At 42.4% G+C, this 17,116-nt stretch carries 13 protein-coding genes; 5 read left to right on the plus strand and 8 right to left on the minus strand.

Annotated elements, in window-relative coordinates; genetic code table 11:
- Positions 1-162: 162 nt before the first annotated feature.
- Positions 163-1,872: an NAD+ synthase gene (locus JMX89_RS01175; RefSeq protein WP_201530898.1), complete on the minus strand. Its 1,710-nt coding sequence runs from the start codon at positions 1,870-1,872 to the stop codon at positions 163-165.
- Between the two features lie 777 nt (positions 1,873-2,649).
- Between JMX89_RS01175 and JMX89_RS01180 the strand changes: the two genes are divergently transcribed.
- The 3 genes from JMX89_RS01180 (at position 2,650) to epmA (ending at position 6,117) form a co-directional block, all read left to right on the plus strand.
- Complete coding sequence (locus JMX89_RS01180) at positions 2,650-3,789, plus strand: AI-2E family transporter (protein ID WP_201530897.1); 1,140 nt, start codon at positions 2,650-2,652, stop codon at positions 3,787-3,789.
- 105 nt (positions 3,790-3,894) lie between these two features.
- Entirely contained in the window at positions 3,895-5,055 is a 1,161-nt protein-coding gene (locus JMX89_RS01185) for a 4-phosphoerythronate dehydrogenase (RefSeq protein WP_201550550.1), read from the plus strand.
- Positions 5,056-5,094: 39 nt separating this feature from the next.
- Positions 5,095-6,117: an EF-P lysine aminoacylase EpmA gene (gene epmA, locus JMX89_RS01190; protein ID WP_201530894.1), complete on the plus strand. Its 1,023-nt coding sequence runs from the start codon at positions 5,095-5,097 to the stop codon at positions 6,115-6,117.
- Between the two features lie 301 nt (positions 6,118-6,418).
- On the opposite strand, the gene JMX89_RS01195 is transcribed toward epmA, so the two are convergent.
- From JMX89_RS01195 to JMX89_RS01220, 6 genes are all read right to left on the minus strand, one after another.
- Positions 6,419-7,057 (minus strand): NAD(P)H-binding protein, encoded by a 639-nt coding sequence (locus JMX89_RS01195; protein WP_201530893.1) that lies wholly within the window; start codon positions 7,055-7,057, stop codon positions 6,419-6,421.
- A 207-nt stretch (positions 7,058-7,264) separates the two neighbouring features.
- Positions 7,265-7,714 carry a YaiI/YqxD family protein gene (locus JMX89_RS01200; protein WP_201530891.1) on the minus strand — a complete coding sequence of 150 codons (450 nt, stop codon included), beginning with the start codon at positions 7,712-7,714 and terminating at the stop codon, positions 7,265-7,267.
- Positions 7,714-9,069, minus strand: coding sequence for a 5-(carboxyamino)imidazole ribonucleotide synthase (locus tag JMX89_RS01205; RefSeq protein WP_201530889.1), 1,356 nt, complete (start codon positions 9,067-9,069; stop codon positions 7,714-7,716). Before JMX89_RS01205 ends, JMX89_RS01200 begins: the two co-directional genes overlap by 1 nt.
- 223 nt (positions 9,070-9,292) lie before the next feature.
- On the minus strand, positions 9,293-9,853 hold the full coding sequence (gene purE, locus JMX89_RS01210; RefSeq protein ID WP_181209508.1) for a 5-(carboxyamino)imidazole ribonucleotide mutase: 561 nt from the start codon (positions 9,851-9,853) through the stop codon (positions 9,293-9,295).
- A 130-nt stretch (positions 9,854-9,983) separates the two neighbouring features.
- Positions 9,984-10,928 carry a metallophosphoesterase gene (locus tag JMX89_RS01215; protein WP_201530887.1) on the minus strand — a complete coding sequence of 315 codons (945 nt, stop codon included), beginning with the start codon at positions 10,926-10,928 and terminating at the stop codon, positions 9,984-9,986.
- A 113-nt stretch (positions 10,929-11,041) separates the two neighbouring features.
- The gene (locus JMX89_RS01220; protein WP_201530885.1) at positions 11,042-11,650 is read right to left on the minus strand and encodes a rhomboid family intramembrane serine protease; all 609 of its coding nucleotides are present in this window, start codon (positions 11,648-11,650) and stop codon (positions 11,042-11,044) included.
- A 320-nt stretch (positions 11,651-11,970) separates the two neighbouring features.
- Between JMX89_RS01220 and JMX89_RS01225 the strand changes: the two genes are divergently transcribed.
- Together JMX89_RS01225 and JMX89_RS01230 are read left to right on the plus strand one after the other, a co-directional pair.
- A complete protein-coding gene (locus tag JMX89_RS01225) occupies positions 11,971-13,488 on the plus strand; it encodes a hypothetical protein (protein ID WP_201550553.1) in 1,518 nt (505 codons plus the stop codon).
- A gap of 442 nt (positions 13,489-13,930) precedes the next feature.
- Positions 13,931-15,532 carry an OmpA family protein gene (locus JMX89_RS01230; protein ID WP_201550555.1) on the plus strand — a complete coding sequence of 534 codons (1,602 nt, stop codon included), beginning with the start codon at positions 13,931-13,933 and terminating at the stop codon, positions 15,530-15,532.
- A gap of 115 nt (positions 15,533-15,647) precedes the next feature.
- Here JMX89_RS01230 and nagZ read toward each other — a convergent pair whose 3' ends face one another.
- On the minus strand, positions 15,648-16,730 hold the full coding sequence (gene nagZ / locus JMX89_RS01235; RefSeq protein WP_201550557.1) for a beta-N-acetylhexosaminidase: 1,083 nt from the start codon (positions 16,728-16,730) through the stop codon (positions 15,648-15,650).
- Between the last annotated feature and the right edge of the window lie 386 nt (positions 16,731-17,116).

The raw sequence follows: 17,116 nt of genomic DNA on the forward strand, positions 1-17,116 counted from the left end.
TGGTTTGTTTGTACCAACCTAATCTACTCTTTCTCATATGGCTATCCTAGATTATTTTACTTATCTAGGACAGCCCCTTTTATTATATTAGATAAAAACTTAAATTTATCAGGCCTTTAAAAAATGGCTCTAAAAGGTTTTTGATGAATTCAGTATCAAGGCTTAGCCTTTTATTGACCATTTATTGACGAGCGGATAACGGCGCTCACGACCAAAGGCTTTATGGCTAATCTTAGTACCAATTGGTGCCTGCGAGCGCTTGTATTCACTATTGTCGACCATTTGGATAACCTTGGCGACCAAATCAGCATCAAAGCCTTTATTAATAATATCTTGATAGCCCATATCTTCATCGATATATGACATTAAGATACCGTCTAAAACATCATAATCAGGCAAGCTGTCTTGGTCTTTTTGATCAGGACGTAGCTCAGCAGATGGTGGACGAGTAATAACGCGCTCAGGAATAACAGGCGTATCTTCTAAACGGTTACGATAGCTGGCCAATTTGTAAACTTGTGATTTATACACGTCTTTTAAAACGTCAAAACCGCCTGCCATATCGCCATATAAGGTCGAATAGCCAACAGCTAGCTCTGATTTATTACCAGTCGTAATGACCAAATGCCCAAATTTATTAGACAATGCCATAAGTACCACACCGCGTGCACGTGCTTGGATGTTCTCTTCGGTGGTATCAGCAGGCGACTTGTTGAATAGTGGCGCAAGCGTATGACGGATACCTTCGACCGCATCAAAGATAGGACAAACGGTATAAGAGACATTGAGACGGCGTGCTTGGGCTTGCGCGTCCTCTAAACTGATTTGCGAGGTATATTCGTAAGGCATCATGACTGCATAGACCTTGTCAGCACCCAGTGCGTCGACCGCGATACATAGTGTCAATGCTGAATCAATACCGCCTGATAAACCAACGATGATGCCAGTAAACCCTGAAAGATTGACATAATCGCGTAAGCCTACGACCAATGCTTGGTACATCTCTGATTCACGGCTTAATGATAAAGGTGCCTTTGCTTGTGTATCAAATTTTGCTGTTTTTACATCAAAGCTTGCCAGTAGTAACTGATTCATAAAGCGTGAGGCTTCATGTGCGACGCTGCCGTCTGCTTGAATGGCCATAGAGCCACCGTCAAATACCAAATCATCTTGACCGCCAACGGCATTAAGATAAACGATAGGTAAGTTGTTTTCACGGCTACGCTTGGCCAGCATTGTTTTGCGAGTATCTTGTTTTTCGATCTCAAATGGTGAAGCGTTTAAGCTCACAATAAGGTCAGCGCCTTGCTTTTTGAGCTCGGCAATAGGACCTTTTTCCCATAAATCTTCACAGATCAGCAGACCAATGGTGATACCTTTATAATCAAATAAGACTTGATTACGTCCTTTATCAAAGTAACGGCGCTCATCAAATACGCCATAGTTTGGCAAAATTTGCTTATGATAAAAGCCTTTTTGATGACCGTTATGCAAGATAGCGGCTGAATTAAAGGTGCCATGATGATCAACATGCGGATAGCCAACAATCATGACGATATCATCGATGTCGCTTAGGGTAGACAACGCGCTTTTGATACGTCCTGAAAGACTAGGACGTAGCAACAAATCTTGCGGCGGATAGCCCAATAAGGCCAGCTCTGGGAAAATAATGACATCAGCACCTTGCTCGCGTGCTTGCAGTGCTAGGGTGCGCATTTTTTCAGCATTGGCTTTGATATCGCCAACTAAGAAGTGGGATTGGGCTAGGGCAAACGTAACGCTATCTTGCGATTTTGAAGCTTGGTTGCCCTTATTGGAAGCGGTAAGGTTGGGGTTATCGGTATCGGTATCTTTTGCAGTGTCTTTTGACATTGTTATTGTTCCTATCAATAGGTTATTTAAATCTGTTATATATTTCTTGGTTTCAAATAAAACCAAATGAAAATATGTTTCCGAAAACGACTCAAAATATGTATTTAAAATCATTTACTCAAAATAAGATGCTTAAATAGTGCATCAATATCATGAGCATCAAACATGTATAGGCATGAATGTCATGCAAATGTGCCCTCTCAATTTATGCAGAACTTCTCTAAAAATAATGCTAAATACCATCTAGAGTAAGATCACAGACGAGAGGTGTTTTATAGACGCTAAGGGCTTACCTCAATGAAAGTAATAAAGCCAAACCAACAGAGCGTCATTTAAAAGCGTAAATCAATCCCTTTAGTATAACATCAATTGATGTTACTAATAGAACCAGCCAGTGATTTAGCCCTTTAGATGGTAGATATAAAAGTGCTTAAAAAGCGCATATTGATGATGTTTTTGTTAAGATAATTATGTTCCATAGGTTTTAGCAATCAACATCAATGACGATACAGCCACTGACAAATTTGCTCCCAAGAAAGTTGTAAGTAAAGGTTACAACATAGCGTTATTTATTTGGATAATCTTGTTGCATAATAGTTTTTTGCTGTTAGCCTAATTAACCTTATAAAAGCAGATATTTTATCCAAATCTGTACTGCTCAAAATCTTCGCTAATGGATGAAAATTACAAACATAATCTGTGATTTAAACAACCCATTTATATATTTTATAGTAGAACCGTATTAGGTTTCTGCTGGTCACCTTTGGTTTGCACGCTATGATTGAAAACTGGACAAAAGAATTTATTATTCAGCGTTTGCTGGCAATCACCTTATTGGTCGTGCTGTTTGTGCTGTGTTTTCAAGTGGTGCAGTTTTTTATTGTACCGGCACTGTGGGCAGCGATTTTGGCGTATGTGACTTTTCCTATTTATAACTTTTTTCATCAAAGAGTCAGATTTAGCTCAAATTTTAGTGCAGCGATTATGACCGTCAGTATTACTTTGATGATAGGCGTGCCCTTGGTAGCCGGTATTTTTATCTTACAGCAAGAAGCGTTAAGCCTGATCAGTAATTTGGTCTATCGTATTAAAGTGGGTTATCTGGACGTGCCTGATTCTGTTAAAGATTTGCCGATAATAGGACAGCAGGTCAAAGATGTGCTTTGGCGCATCAATAAAAACCCTGAAGGGACGCTAGAGGCTTTTCGTCTTTGGGTACAGTCGCATCTGTACTACGGAAAAATTGCCTTTGACGTCGTGTTCAGCAGTCTTGCCAAACTTGGTATGGCGCTTATGACGTTGTTCTTCTTTTATCGCGATGGCACCAGTTTGGTTCGCCAAATTCGACAAGCGCTGCGTAATATTATCGGTAATCGTATCGACGGTTATATTGACTCTGTCGGTACTACCACGCGTGCGGTGGTTTACGGTATCGGTCTGACAGCATTAGCACAGGCATTGCTTGCTGGTATCGGCTATTATTTTGCCAGTGCACCGAGTCCTATTTTAATGACAATTGTAACGTTTATCATTGCTCTCATTCCATTTGGTACGCCATTTGTTTGGGGCGGTGTCTCACTTTGGTTATTGAGCCAAGGTCATACGGTTGAAGGTATCGGCTTAGCACTGTGGGGTATTTTAGTGATTAGCTGGGTTGATAACCTTATTCGTCCGATTGTTATTAGCGGTGCGACCAAAATTCCTTTTATTATTATCTTTATTGGGGTGTTGGGCGGTCTGACGGCTTTTGGTTTTGTGGGTTTATTTATTGGTCCTGTGGTACTAGCAATCGGACTTGCGGTATGGCGTGAATGGATATCACAGCATAAAAATGATCTGTTTGCCCAACAAGAAGAGCTGGATCAAGGTAAAAGTTTGATTAAAGTGGATCAGCCGAGCCAAGAGACACTTTTATAAGCGCGTTTATAGTAAAGCAATCATCTAAAGCGCTTAAAGTCATATATAAGATTATCCAGATTCAATGAAACGGTAGCGAATACGATGAAAAACAAGGTAGATACGATGAAAAATCTCACTATTGTGGCTGATAGTAATATCGCAAGCCTTGATGAGTTCTTTAATCCTGTAGCGCTGGGTCAAAATACTGAGCAACAGGTGCAGGTCATACGTGTTGCTGGTCGTGATATCAATGCACAATTAATGGCAGATGTGCAGCCTGACGTTTTGTTGATACGCTCTGTCACTTCAATAAATGAATCACTATTAAGTGATAATAATAGCGTCAAATTCGTTGGTTCTGCGACCATTGGTACTGACCATGTCGATCAAGAATATTTGGCAGAACGCAATATTACCTTCGCCAATGCCGCTGGCTGTAGCAAGCATTCAGTCGCACAATACGTAGTGACTGCTATATTAACTTTACGCCCACAGTATTGGCAGCAATCCACGAAGCCATTAACATTGGGTATCATCGGACTTGGTAATATCGGTAGTACGCTAGCTCAGTATGCCAATGATTTAGGCTGGAAAATATTGGGTTATGACCCTTTATTAGCCACATCTGATATCAATAACGCTAGTCTTGAGCAGGTATTGAGCCAAAGCGACATAGTAAGTTTACATGTCCCTTTAACGGATAAAAAAGATACGGATGTGCAAGATGCAGTTAGCAACAGCATTAGCAATAATGTCAGCGACTATCCAACGCATCATTTAATTAATGCAGAAACTTTGACACTGATGTCGCCGCATACTATGCTGATTAATAGTGCGCGCGGACCTGTGATTGATGCCGCTGCCCTCGAAGCCGATATCAATGCGACTGAACGCCAAGTGGTATTGGATGTGTTTGAACATGAGCCGCAGATTTCTGAGAGTTTGCTCTCTAAGCTTGCTATTGCCACTCCACATATTGCTGGTTATACCTTAGAAGGCAAGCTGCGTGGCACGCAAATTATTTATGATGCCTTGTGTGAAAAATTGGGAGTACTACCTGTATTATCGATGCATCAGTTACTACCACTTAATACTTATCTATGGTTTGAGCTAAAAGAACACCCAGACAGATTGCAAAAGTTTTATGACATTAAAAAAGACGATGGGGCATTAAGAAATAAAGTAACCAACGGTAAAGTTAAAGGTTCAGATTTTGATCAATTACGCCGTGATTACCATCTGCGCCGTGAATGGCAAGCACAAACAATCAGTGTGACTATTTAATTATCTGTTTTTATGATTTATGAGGCACTATAACCAGTCATGAATAAAGCCAATAATCAGTCTTTATCTAATCTAAGCTATGCCCCAACGATGACCCTTGCAATGGCACAGCAGCGTGCGAAATTAATGAGTGTCATTCGTCAGTTTTTTGCCATACGTCAAGTATTAGAAGTGCAGACGCCGCTATTATCGCAAGCAGGCAATACCGATACCTTTTTGCAATCCGTAGCCGCACAGGTCACGTATCAAGACAAGCCTTATACTTATTATCTGCATACGTCACCTGAATTTGCCATGAAGCGTTTGCTTGCCAGCTGGCAGGTGCCCATTTATCAAATCTGTCCAGTCTTTCGAGATAATGAGATCGGGGCGCGGCACAATATTGAATTCACGATGCTTGAATGGTATCAGCCAAATTATAGTCTGGATGATCTAGCAGCAGAGCTTGGTGAGCTATTGGAAGCGCTCTATGGTCATCCGATAATCATGAGTCATTATCGCTACGTTGATGCTTTTATGGATTTTGTTGGTATTCACCCGCTGACCGCCAGTCTAGCAGCATTACAAGCCGTGGCAGAAGACAAAGGTCTGATAGGATTTGATTTTAATAGTGCAGAGAGCTGCGATAGCGAACAAGACCGTCGTCAAAGCTGGCTGGATTTATTGTTTAGCCATGCTGTTGAGCCAAATTTGGGTCACGATTTGCCGACGTTGGTGATTGAATATCCGCCTGCAACTGCCGCTTTGGCAAAGACCGCTGTTGATAAAGAAGGTAATAAAGTTGCCAAACGCTTTGAGCTGTATATCAAAGGAATCGAGATTGCCAACGCTTATGATGAGCTAGCAGACGGGCAGGCGTTAAGAGAGCGGTTTGAACAGGACAACCAATTGAGAGCGCGGCATAACTTGCCACAAATGCCTATTGATGAGCACTTAATAGCAGCGTCTGATGATTTGATACCTTGTAGCGGGATTGCTGTTGGTTTAGATAGGCTGCTGATGGTGTTGACAGATGCAACGAGCTTAGAAGAAGTTATCTCATTTCCTAGTGGTTCGGCTTAGTCGCTCTTTGATAGATTCAACATAGTCGCCACTTATTTAACAAGACTATTAGAAAAAAGCGAGTAAGCCTTTTGACTTACTCGCTTTTTTGTCTGTCCTTTTATTTAGAGCTAACTAGGGCGTGTCCTCAATTCAATTGATCATATCTAAACGGGCTAAAAATGGCTAAATTTTGCCAAACATCGTTAAATAGCTGGTTAATATCCCGATATTATCTGCGCTATTTTCCTCGTTTGACTGCAATTTATCTCATTTTTATCACCATTTTTGAAATGAGGACACGCCCTAGTACGGGGCGCCATTATAATTTTGCAATAGCCTCAGCAATGTTTGTATCACCATTATGCATACTAAATACGGTGTTAATGCTATTGTCTGCATTAAGTACAGCAGCTAGCGTAGTTGCGACATCTTCGATTGAGTTCTCACCGGAATTATCATCATTGATGGTAATTTTTCCAGTGGCAGTTCGCTCTTTTAACGCTCCTGCTTGTACGATGGTGTAATCCAGACTGCTATTATGGATTAACCACTGATCGGCGTAATGCTTGCAGATATAGTATTCTTTTAAATTTTCAATAGCTGAACTGTCCCATTTACTGGTGTCTAACGAAAAGACGGTACTTAGCATAATATAGCGTTTGATACCTTTATCTTGTACGGCTTGCATGGTCTTAACCGCCCCATGTAAATCGACTTCTAACACATCTTTACCACCAGAACCGGCGACGAAATAGACAGCATCGATATCTTGATCAATTTGCTGTTGAATTGCATCCTTGTTTGCAGTGATATCCAAATCTAATTGGCTATAATTATTATCTTGAAATAACTTTTCTTCTTGACGGGTGGTACCGATCACTTGATGGTTATCTGCTAATAGTTGCTTAACCAAATCAGTACCCACTCGACCACTTGCGCCAATTACTAAAATCTTCATAATCATTCCTGTTTTTATTCATGTTATCGTCGTTTGAAAAACGGATTTCTTTACACATCGAATATAGCGTAACAAGAAAAATCGGCACGCTTCGTTATGAAGCGTGCCGATTGCATAGTGTTTGGTTATAGAGTGTATACGGTTTGCAAGGAAGCAAAACGCGTATAATGATTTTGAAATAATAGAGAGAACGTTATTTATAAAAGATTAGCGTACCAATTTATTTAGCCCATCAGCAAAGGCTTTTTTATCACGATCGCCATAAGGTTTTTGTCCGCTCATTTCTTGCAGCTCAAGCACGCCAGTACCACGCATGGTGTCCATAAAATCACGCATATTGAGCTTCTGCTTGATATTGTTTTTGTCATAGATTACGCCGCGTGTCGTCAGTACCATGCCACCTTTGTCCAAAATATCATTGGCCAAAGGGATGTCACTGGTAATTGCCAAATCACCCGGCTGAATCTGCTCAACGATATAATCATCGGCTTTATCAAAGCCAGAGGGCACGACAGTCATCGTAAGCAGCGGCGATTTACGCAGCTTGATTGGCTGATTGGCGACAAATATTGCCATCGTCTGTGTGCGCTCAGCGGTCTTAATAATCAGGTCTTTGGCGATCAAAGGCACTGAATCTGCATCTACCCAAATCTGCATTATTTCTTAGCCTTCTCTACTTTAGAGTTGGTTGACTCAAAATTTTGTTGCTCATTATCATCATTTGCTAAGTTTTCTCTATTTTCAGCGTCAGCCTTTACTTTAGCAGTCGTTAAGCTATCTTCTGCCGTTGCCGGATTATTAATGGGTGTTACCTTTTTATCAAGACCGACTTTATTAGGCAGTACAGCGACCAGCCTTGCCAATGCAGGCTCTAAGTCTGCCACATCATTTGGCATCAAGGTAATATGGGCAATTTTACGGTCATCGCGCTCCGCTTTATGATAGCTGTGATAATGCACGCCATCAATATTGAGCACTGAACTGATATCAGGATATTGCCCCAAGACGTTAATCATAATTGCTGGATAGACGTTGTCAGTATCGCCTAGTGGCAGATTGACTACGGCACGAATATGATTCTCAAATTGGCTAGTGACAGCACCTTCAATACTCCAATGACCAGAATTGTGCACGCGTGGCGCTATTTCGTTGGCAAGTAGAGTATCATTGCCACGAGCATCTTTGGTCACAAATAGCTCAAGCGCCATCACACCAACATAGCCCAAATGGTTCATGACGTTGGTAATAGCATCGGTCGCTTGTTTGAATAAATGACTGGTACCAATAGCTGGTGCTTGGGTCTTGGCCAAGATACCCTGATGATGATGGTTTTCGACCAAATCATAACAGCGTACCTGACCGTTTTGACCTCGTGCGGCGATGATAGAAAGCTCACGACTAAAGTGAATAAAACCTTCAGCAATCAATGGCGCTGGCGTTTGCGTCAGTGAGCCTTTACCCGTAACTGCATCCTTTAGTTCTTGCCAAGCTGCTTTGATATCGCTGTCTTGTCTAATCACAAACTGACCTTTGCCATCATAACCGCCTCGGCTAGTTTTTAGGACAATAGGCAATCCAAGAGCATTACAAGCTTGCTGTAATTCCGCCTCTGAGCTAACGGACACAAAGGGTACCGTTGCGATATCAAGCGTATTAAACATCTGCTTTTCTTTTAAGCGATCTTGCGCAATATCTAGGGCAATCGTTGGCGGGAACATGCCTTGTTTGCTGCCAGATTTTGATAGATTTGCTAGTTGCTGAACGGTAGCAGTTGGGGTATTTTCAAACTCCAAAGTGAAGACGTCAGCTGCTTCAATAAAGGCGTCTAATTGCTCGCTGCTAAAAACGCGTCCATATAGACTGGCCGGACAGTCAGCGCTGTCTTCCAAAAACACACAGTGATAGCCCAATGGCATAGCCGCTTGTGCCAGCATCATGCCAAGCTGACCACCGCCTAAAATACCGATGGTGCGGATGGTTTGAGTAACAGGATAAGCGTTCGCTATGGTCATGGCAGGCTCTTTGATTCAGATAAACAAGGGGTTAAATGCTTCAATATATGAAAATATAAATGCATATGGGTATAAAAGTCTAACGAGTTAAAATAGGAAAAGGTGCATTGTATGCACCTTATATTTAGTAAAACTTATCTAAAAATAAATATCAAGTAAATCCGCTTATATTTAAAATGCACGATAAATATAATAATTATTTTCCAGTCGCTTAAGTTAAATACTAAGTATTAATAATACCGGGCGTTGGACTGGCAAGAATGGTGTCAGTTTGCGCTTGACGCATATTATCCAGCTTAGTTGCAATCGACTCATCATGTAATGCCAACACTTGAATCGCAAGCAGTGCCGCATTATAAGCACCTGCTGAGCCAATAGCTAATGTGCCAACTGCCACGCCTTTGGGCATCTGAACGATAGACAGTAAGCTGTCCCAACCACTCAGCATAGAGGATTTTACAGGGACACCAAAGACAGGTAGCGGCGTTTGACTGGCACACATACCGGGCAGATGAGCTGCTCCGCCAGCGCCAGCGATAATCACTTGCAAGCCGTTGCCTTTTGCGCTTTTAGCATAATCGAATAATCTATCAGGCGTACGATGTGCTGAAACCACTTCACATTCAAAGGCGATATCAAAGTCTGCAAGCAATTGTGCTGCTGCGCTCATGGTTGCCCAATCAGACTGCGAACCCATGATAATGCCAACTTTAGGTTGACCAACAGGGGAGGTGATAGGTGCGTTCTGATCAGTAGCGTTAACCGTCGCTGAGATGATGCTCATGCTTTGATATCCTCAAAAAGACCATCATACAAAAATTTTGCTGTATTCGTAAAGCCAAGTTTGCGCTTTAATGCCAAATCACGCATATAAAACATCATACATCTCAAAGATAGCCAAGTATGCGAGCCTCTTAGTCATGATGATATTGTATAAAACGACTGGTCTTTAACGGTAAAGGCTGCTCACTATCGAGCTGATAACAGGTCAGATAACCGCTATCGATGGCTGCCGAATAATCGGTACAGACCACTTGTGGACTGAGCGGCTCAGGCTCGCCCGTTAGCCAGTAATGTCCGACAAATACAGGTTTGTGGGTTTTCAGAGTGAAGTCAATATTTTCAGCCAATACATCTTTAGGAATTTGTGCCAATGCCGATAAAGGTGCGCGCGCTACTTCATGCAGACTGCGTGTATTTAATTGATCAAGCCACCAGCGTACTCGTACGCGCGTGCGCTTGGTGCCTTCTTTATCGACCATCACTAAGCCTTTAGGCAGCGGCGTTTCAACGCCTTTTAATACGCGCTCTAACGCATCAAATTCTACAGTATCTTCTCTAGAGGTCGAGATCAGCCCATAGACTGTCAGGCAATTACTCTCTGTCAATAACGGCTGCAATATCGCCATGCTGTCGACATCCCAACAAGCATGTACAAAGCAGGCATAGTCGGTTTCAAGCCACAAAGGAATCTCATATAGGCGTCGTAGCCAATATTCATGTGTCTCTGAACCACAGGGTACTTCTGCCAAAAAAGCCTCATGCTGGCGGGTATGTATCTCATTATGTGAGCGCAGATATTGACTAGTATCATCAGGATCGAGGGTGGCAAAGGCGAGAGCATTATATTCATGATTGCCCATCACCGCATCAGCGACATCGGCATCGAGCATAGCAAAAACGATTTCTAATGTCGCTACCTGCTGTGAGCCGCGATCAATCAAATCCCCAATAAATAGCGCACGATGACCAGAAGGCGGCACAAAGTACTGACCATTATGGACATAACCCAATTGCTGTAACAATCCAACCAGTTTGTCTGCATAGCCGTGAATATCGCCGATAACATCTATAATCATAATAAATTTTCAAATCTTAAATATAAAAGGGCGTAAAAAGCGGTTTTATGAAAATAATAGCCACTGTTATCCGCGTTTACTTGATTCGTTACTGCTATTTTCAGTCAATTTTTTCAAAACCCAGGTGACAACAGCGCATTTAGAAAATGTGGTAGTACTTTTGGCTCTAAAATGATGGTGGCTATCACCCCAAATGCGCCACCCCACATATGGGCCATATGATTGATGTTTGAGCCGCCGCGTTTATCAGAATAGATACTGTAAGCGACGTAGGCTACTGCAAATAAGATAGCGGGAATAGGGATGATCGCAAACAGATAGATTTTTTCCCAAGGAGCAAGCAATATAAACGCAAACAATACAGCAGAGACACCGCCTGATGCGCCAAGGCTTAAATAGCTGGCACTTTGCTTATGCTTAATATAACTTGGAATCATCGCAACAATAATAGCCAGTACATAGAAAAGCAGAAAGCCATAACCGAACAAAAACTTCTGGTATAAGCCTTCAATGGCACGACCAAAAAAGTATAAAGTGAACATATTAAAGAGCAAGTGCATGCTATCAGCATGGATAAATCCATGAGTCACAAAGCGATCCCATTGACCATTGTTCACTGCTGGGGGATAAAAAATCAGTCGATTAAACACTGCTTTGTTTTGCCACGCCAATAGACTGACAATAACCGTAATAATAATGATAAGCGTCGTCTGGTTAAACAAAGGATAGTCCTTAGGTTGGGTCTGATAGATAGCAGTGATAAGTAAGGCAATACTTATAACATAGGTTGTGTTGGTTATTGTCATCCAAATATGAATAATAAACAGTTACGTATTCATCTTAATAATAGTAGCAGCGATTATCATGCAAAAACCAATATGGGACAAAATTGTGCTTTAATGCTTGTTTATATTGAATAATATAACATCGTACGAGTGACAGTGAGTAATGCTTCGTATACTGACAGTAACGACTGATGCTATGACCAATCAAAATATATCGACTATATATGTAACATTAACGCTGACAGAGGCAGTAACTTATGAGTATCATCGATCAACTAGAGCAAACGGTGACCCCAGCTATATTGGGTAACAATGGTAGCGTCTCCCATGTCAGCTTATTGGAACAATTTTATGCGATTTTGGCATCGCGTTTGGCATTGCCACATATCTACTCACAGTTATTGCGTATTGATGCCACCGTTATCAATGAGAATGTCGCACAACCGCCGTTATTTGAGCAACTTTGGCAAACCGCAAGCTTACGTCGGTTGATGATTCAAGAGCTGGCATCGACCCATCATATTGACGAGTTTACGACGATGCAGCTGCTGATGAATGCCGCGCCACTGGCCTATCAAGAGTTAAAAATACTGGCAAATGGACAATTTTTGCCAGCCTTTTTGCAAGGTGAGCAAGCCTCATTGCGCCCTTATTTGCCGATATGGTCCGCACCTATCATTGGCGCGCCGCAGCATACTGATGATGAGCTGTTTCAGAGCCAGAGAGTATTGGCAGGGACTGTGATACCAGCTGTTGCTTTAAATAACTACAAGCCCGCCGCTGTCGATATTATCGCTTCACCGAGTTTCACAGCAGAATCGCCGATACCAACTTTAGATGAGCGTCTCAGCACTGATTCGATTCATGTCAGTCCAGCAGAGCATCATTTGGCAGAAAATAGTAGCCTACGCCGAGAAAAAACACGTACCCGTAATCAACGTAATGACATGTTGCTATGGACATTTGTATTACTAGGGGCAGTGACCGCTATTGGACTTGTGTGGGCATTATTAATCAAGCCAAATGACACGCCGCCAGTAGAGGCTGCGGTTACAATGCCAGTTGTCGTACCGCCTGTGATTGAACCGCCCGTACAAGTGGTAACGCCAATTGAGCTCATAGTTGGGGTGGATAACAATGGCAGTCTTTATACTTGTAGTGGGTCAGTGGGCGATGTCGCGCTACAAAGCCTATTACAACAGGCGCTCAATACTAGCTTTGGTGAGCAGGCAGGGATGTGTCAGTTAACTGTCAAAGAAGGCGTTGCCAGCAGCGTTGCCAATATGCCAATAGAGGTATTACCTAATGTGCTGACATTATTGAGAGCAGCGCCGTTTGCGCGCTTACAATTACAGAATGATCGCATCACGGTAGAGGCGCCAGATGCTATGCAGCTACAGCGCTTAATGACAGATATGCGTACATTGCTACCATCGATGATGATTGAGAGTACTGCACCACTACCATTACCTAGCAACCCTAATGATATGAATAATGGTATCGTGGAGCAACAAGGTATGGCGACCAATAATTTTAATAATCAATTTGAGAATGCGCCTGTCAATAACAATGCTAACAACAGCTCTAATAATGTGGAATATCAAGCACCAGACGATGAGACCAACGATAGTGTGATGCCAGCACCTATCAGAAATAATAATACTAATAATTTTAATAGCGCGCCTTCAGGTTCAAATGGCTCTATCTCTTTATCTGAAGTTGACGACATGGCAAACAATGTCATTGTGGTTGAACCTGCTCAAGTCAGAAGATAAGTCACTAACATTTTTAAAGACTATAAAACGTTAAAAAGTGTCTTATATTTTATAAGGCACTTTTTTGTTTCCACTAATAAGCAGTTTTTTAGGTAATATTTGATTGGCCCTGTTTTAATAGTGAAATTTAACGTTGAGCTGAATATAGATTCGCAATTTTCACTTTATAGGCATCATAGTTACGAGTAACAACTGAAATATTACTTATTGTAGCATTTGCACAACAGCGCGTTGATTGTGAACGCCTTCTTAATACTTTTATAATAACGAAAGCTGACTCTGGTCATTGCCCACTTTATAGCGTGGCTAGGTGTTATTTCAGACGATTAAATTTTAGATTACTACTGTTATAGATTAGCACTGACATAACGCGCTTTTTTTTGAGCGCGTAAACGATATAAAACAAGTCACATAAAATAATGATGAATCGAGGAAGGATGCTATGGATATTATTAATCATTTGACACGGACAGTCAGTCCAGCGGTACTTGGAGACGATCACAATCCCGCCAAGAAAAATTTACTTGAACAGTTTTATGCTATTTTTGCGGCGCGTCTAGCAGACAATCAGACCCATGACCGTTTTGCCAATGAAACGATTGCTCGTGATGATCAAGGTTTTTATGATCGTGTATGGACAGAAGACGCACATCGCGATCAAATCGCTCGCGAGCTTGCTGGTAAGCATAACGTCGATGTTACGGCTGCTCGTGGCTTAATAGCCATGGCAGCACCGCTTGCTTATCATGAAATCAAAAGTTTGGCAGGCACGACTCCAGTACCGCAATTTTTAAACGAAAATATTGACAGTTATCAGCGTCATATTCCCGTATGGGCAACGGCTGTATTGCCTGTTGGCGTGATTGCTGCTGCTCCTGTTTCTACTGGTACGCATATATCAGATACTGTGAGCACCGCGCCGCTACAGCGCGAAGCAGAAAAAGATGGCAGCTTTATGAAGGCGCTGTTACCTATTATTGGATTGATTATTTTAGGGGCTTTAGCTTGGGCGCTATTAAGAGGCTGTCAAGATAAGCCTGAGCCGGTCGGCAAGCCTGTTGTGACAGAGCAACAAGCCGCGGATAGTGATGGGCAGGCAGTTGCAGGTGATATTACACCAGCATCCTTGCGTATTGCTACTGGTGAAAATAGTGAGCTATATGCATGCCGTATGGATGTGGGTAATGACACACTACAGAGCAATGTCATGACTGCGCTGACTGGCGTGTTTGGTGATGCCGCCAATAATTGCCGTGCAGATGTCGATGATAATTTCTCAATAGATATGCCAGCGACTGCGCAGCTTGCCACTATTTTACCTATTTTTAAAAATGTCCCAAATGCCAGTATGTTGGTCAAAGGCGATACGATTACGGTCAATGCTGCTGATACTGCCGCTTTAACCAAATTGGTATCTGATTTACAAGCTGCTGCGCCAGCGATGACAGTTATTGCTGAAGGTCCCCTTAATGAGCAAACTCAGATTGCTGATAGCTTAACAGCGTCTGAGGCGGCAATGGATAACTTGGGTCAAAACCCCGATCCTCGTGATGTCGCTCGCGCCTTAAGTCTACAAGTGGTCAATTTTGAAGTAGATAAAGCGGTGATTCCTGACGCCAATAAAGCGCTATTAGATCGCGCTGTGAAGCTAATGGAGCAAGTGCCCAATATGACACTGATGATTATCGGTCATACTGACAAAACAGCGGATGCTGCTTATAATCTAAAGCTATCAGAAGAGCGTGCGCAGGCTATGAAGGCATATTTGGTCGCGCAAGGTGTTGATCCGAGTAAGCTTATGACCAAAGGTATGGGTGAGACCGATCCTATAGCGGACAATACGACAGACCAAGGTCGTTTCCTTAACCGCCGTATCGAGTTTGTGGTCTATGACGAAACGACTATGGCCAATGATGGCTTAGCGATTAATAGTAATGCGCTTGATCCAGACCTAAATCCATTAGACAGCGACAACGATGATTTAATGCCAGATGCTGATGATGCTAGCCGTGGTACGGCATTGGATCCAGCCGCAACCAATTAAGCGAAGCGTTAAGATACATTGAATTAAACTATAAATCAGAAAAACCGCATCTTAATCAAGGTGCGGTTTTTATTGTGTCTAGCTTGTCATATCAAATTAACTTGATTGCTACCTATTAGATGTAACTGGTTGGGTCTTTTAGCTCAAGATTAGTGGATGCCTTAGAGTCTGATTGAGTAGGAAAAAACGTCTGTGAGATATTCTCTTTTGCTTGTTGCCAATAATCAAACTGCTGACAAGTCGATTCAAGGTCGCCTTGCCAAGCGGGTATCTGTCCACACATGGTTTTGATACGTTTTTGATTGGGATAGGGTAGCTCTTGCGCCGCTTTTGCTGCTTCATGAGCCGCGACGCGATCATTACAAACCAAAGCAATATCGCAGCCAGCTTCGATCGCTGCTTTGACGCGCGCACTGACATCACCCGCAGCTTTTGCCCCTGCCATAGACAAGTCATCAGAAAACAATACCCCGTCAAAATTTAGCTGCTCACGAATAATGTCTTTGAGCCAAATCTTAGAAAAACCCGCTGGTTTATTATCTACTTGCGAAAAAATCACATGTGCTGGCATCAAAGCATCAAGCCAAGGCAACGTTTGCGCAAATGGCTGCATATCACTGTTCATAATCTCATCTAAGCTACGATCATCGATGGCTTCAGCAACATGCGAGTCGGGGGCTATTGCACCGTGACCAGGGAAATGCTTGCCCGTCGTTGCCATCCCAGCGGCTTTCATACCGCGCATAAATTGTGCTGCCAAAGCAGTGATAGCTTGCGGCTCATGGTGGAAGCTGCGATCACCGATAACTTGGCTGATACCATCTCTATCGAGCACCGGTGCAAAGCTTAAATCAATGCCCACTGCTAATACTTCTGATGCCATCAAATAACCACAATCATATGCACAGTCTAGAGCGCGATTGGGGTCTTGGTTAAATAATTCACCAAGTCTTCCCATTGCTGGCAGTGGCGTAAAACCGTTACGCAATCTGGCAACGCGTCCGCCTTCTTGATCGACCCCAATCAGAATGTCAGCATTGTGACAACGTATATCGTCACACAGCGCGCGCACTTGGGCGGCATCGGTGACGTTTCTGGCGAATAATATAACCCCACCAACTTGTGCTTGTCTAATTAAGCTGACATCTTCAGCCGTCAGCGCGGTACTATCGATATCAATCATTAAAACGCCATACATTGCGTGATCCTTATGAGGTTATATATTGTTATATGCTACGGTAAACTAAAAAATCATGAGAAATGACATCTATTATTCATCGCTATCAGGGGCTTATTATGACAGTAATTACGAGTCCAGCATAATGTATCACGGGAATCCATTGGAAGACATTTTAATACATTGACCGATATTCGTTAAATGGATACGTCTGGTTTATGTAGTAGGAAACTTGGTATGAGCGCGCGCAGCGTGTAAGATTGTTTATACAGTTTGAGACAGAGCTATATTCATGCCCATGCTAGTATTGAATGGTTTTTTAACGATAAAGCCAACATAATCCTTACGCACATATAAGCTTTTAGTGCTAGCGTAACGCATGGTTTAGTGTTAAATATAAGAGAGTA

It is taken from the genome of Psychrobacter sp. DD43 (genome assembly GCF_904846555.1).
GTDB classification, from domain to species: domain Bacteria; phylum Pseudomonadota; class Gammaproteobacteria; order Pseudomonadales; family Moraxellaceae; genus Psychrobacter; species Psychrobacter cryohalolentis.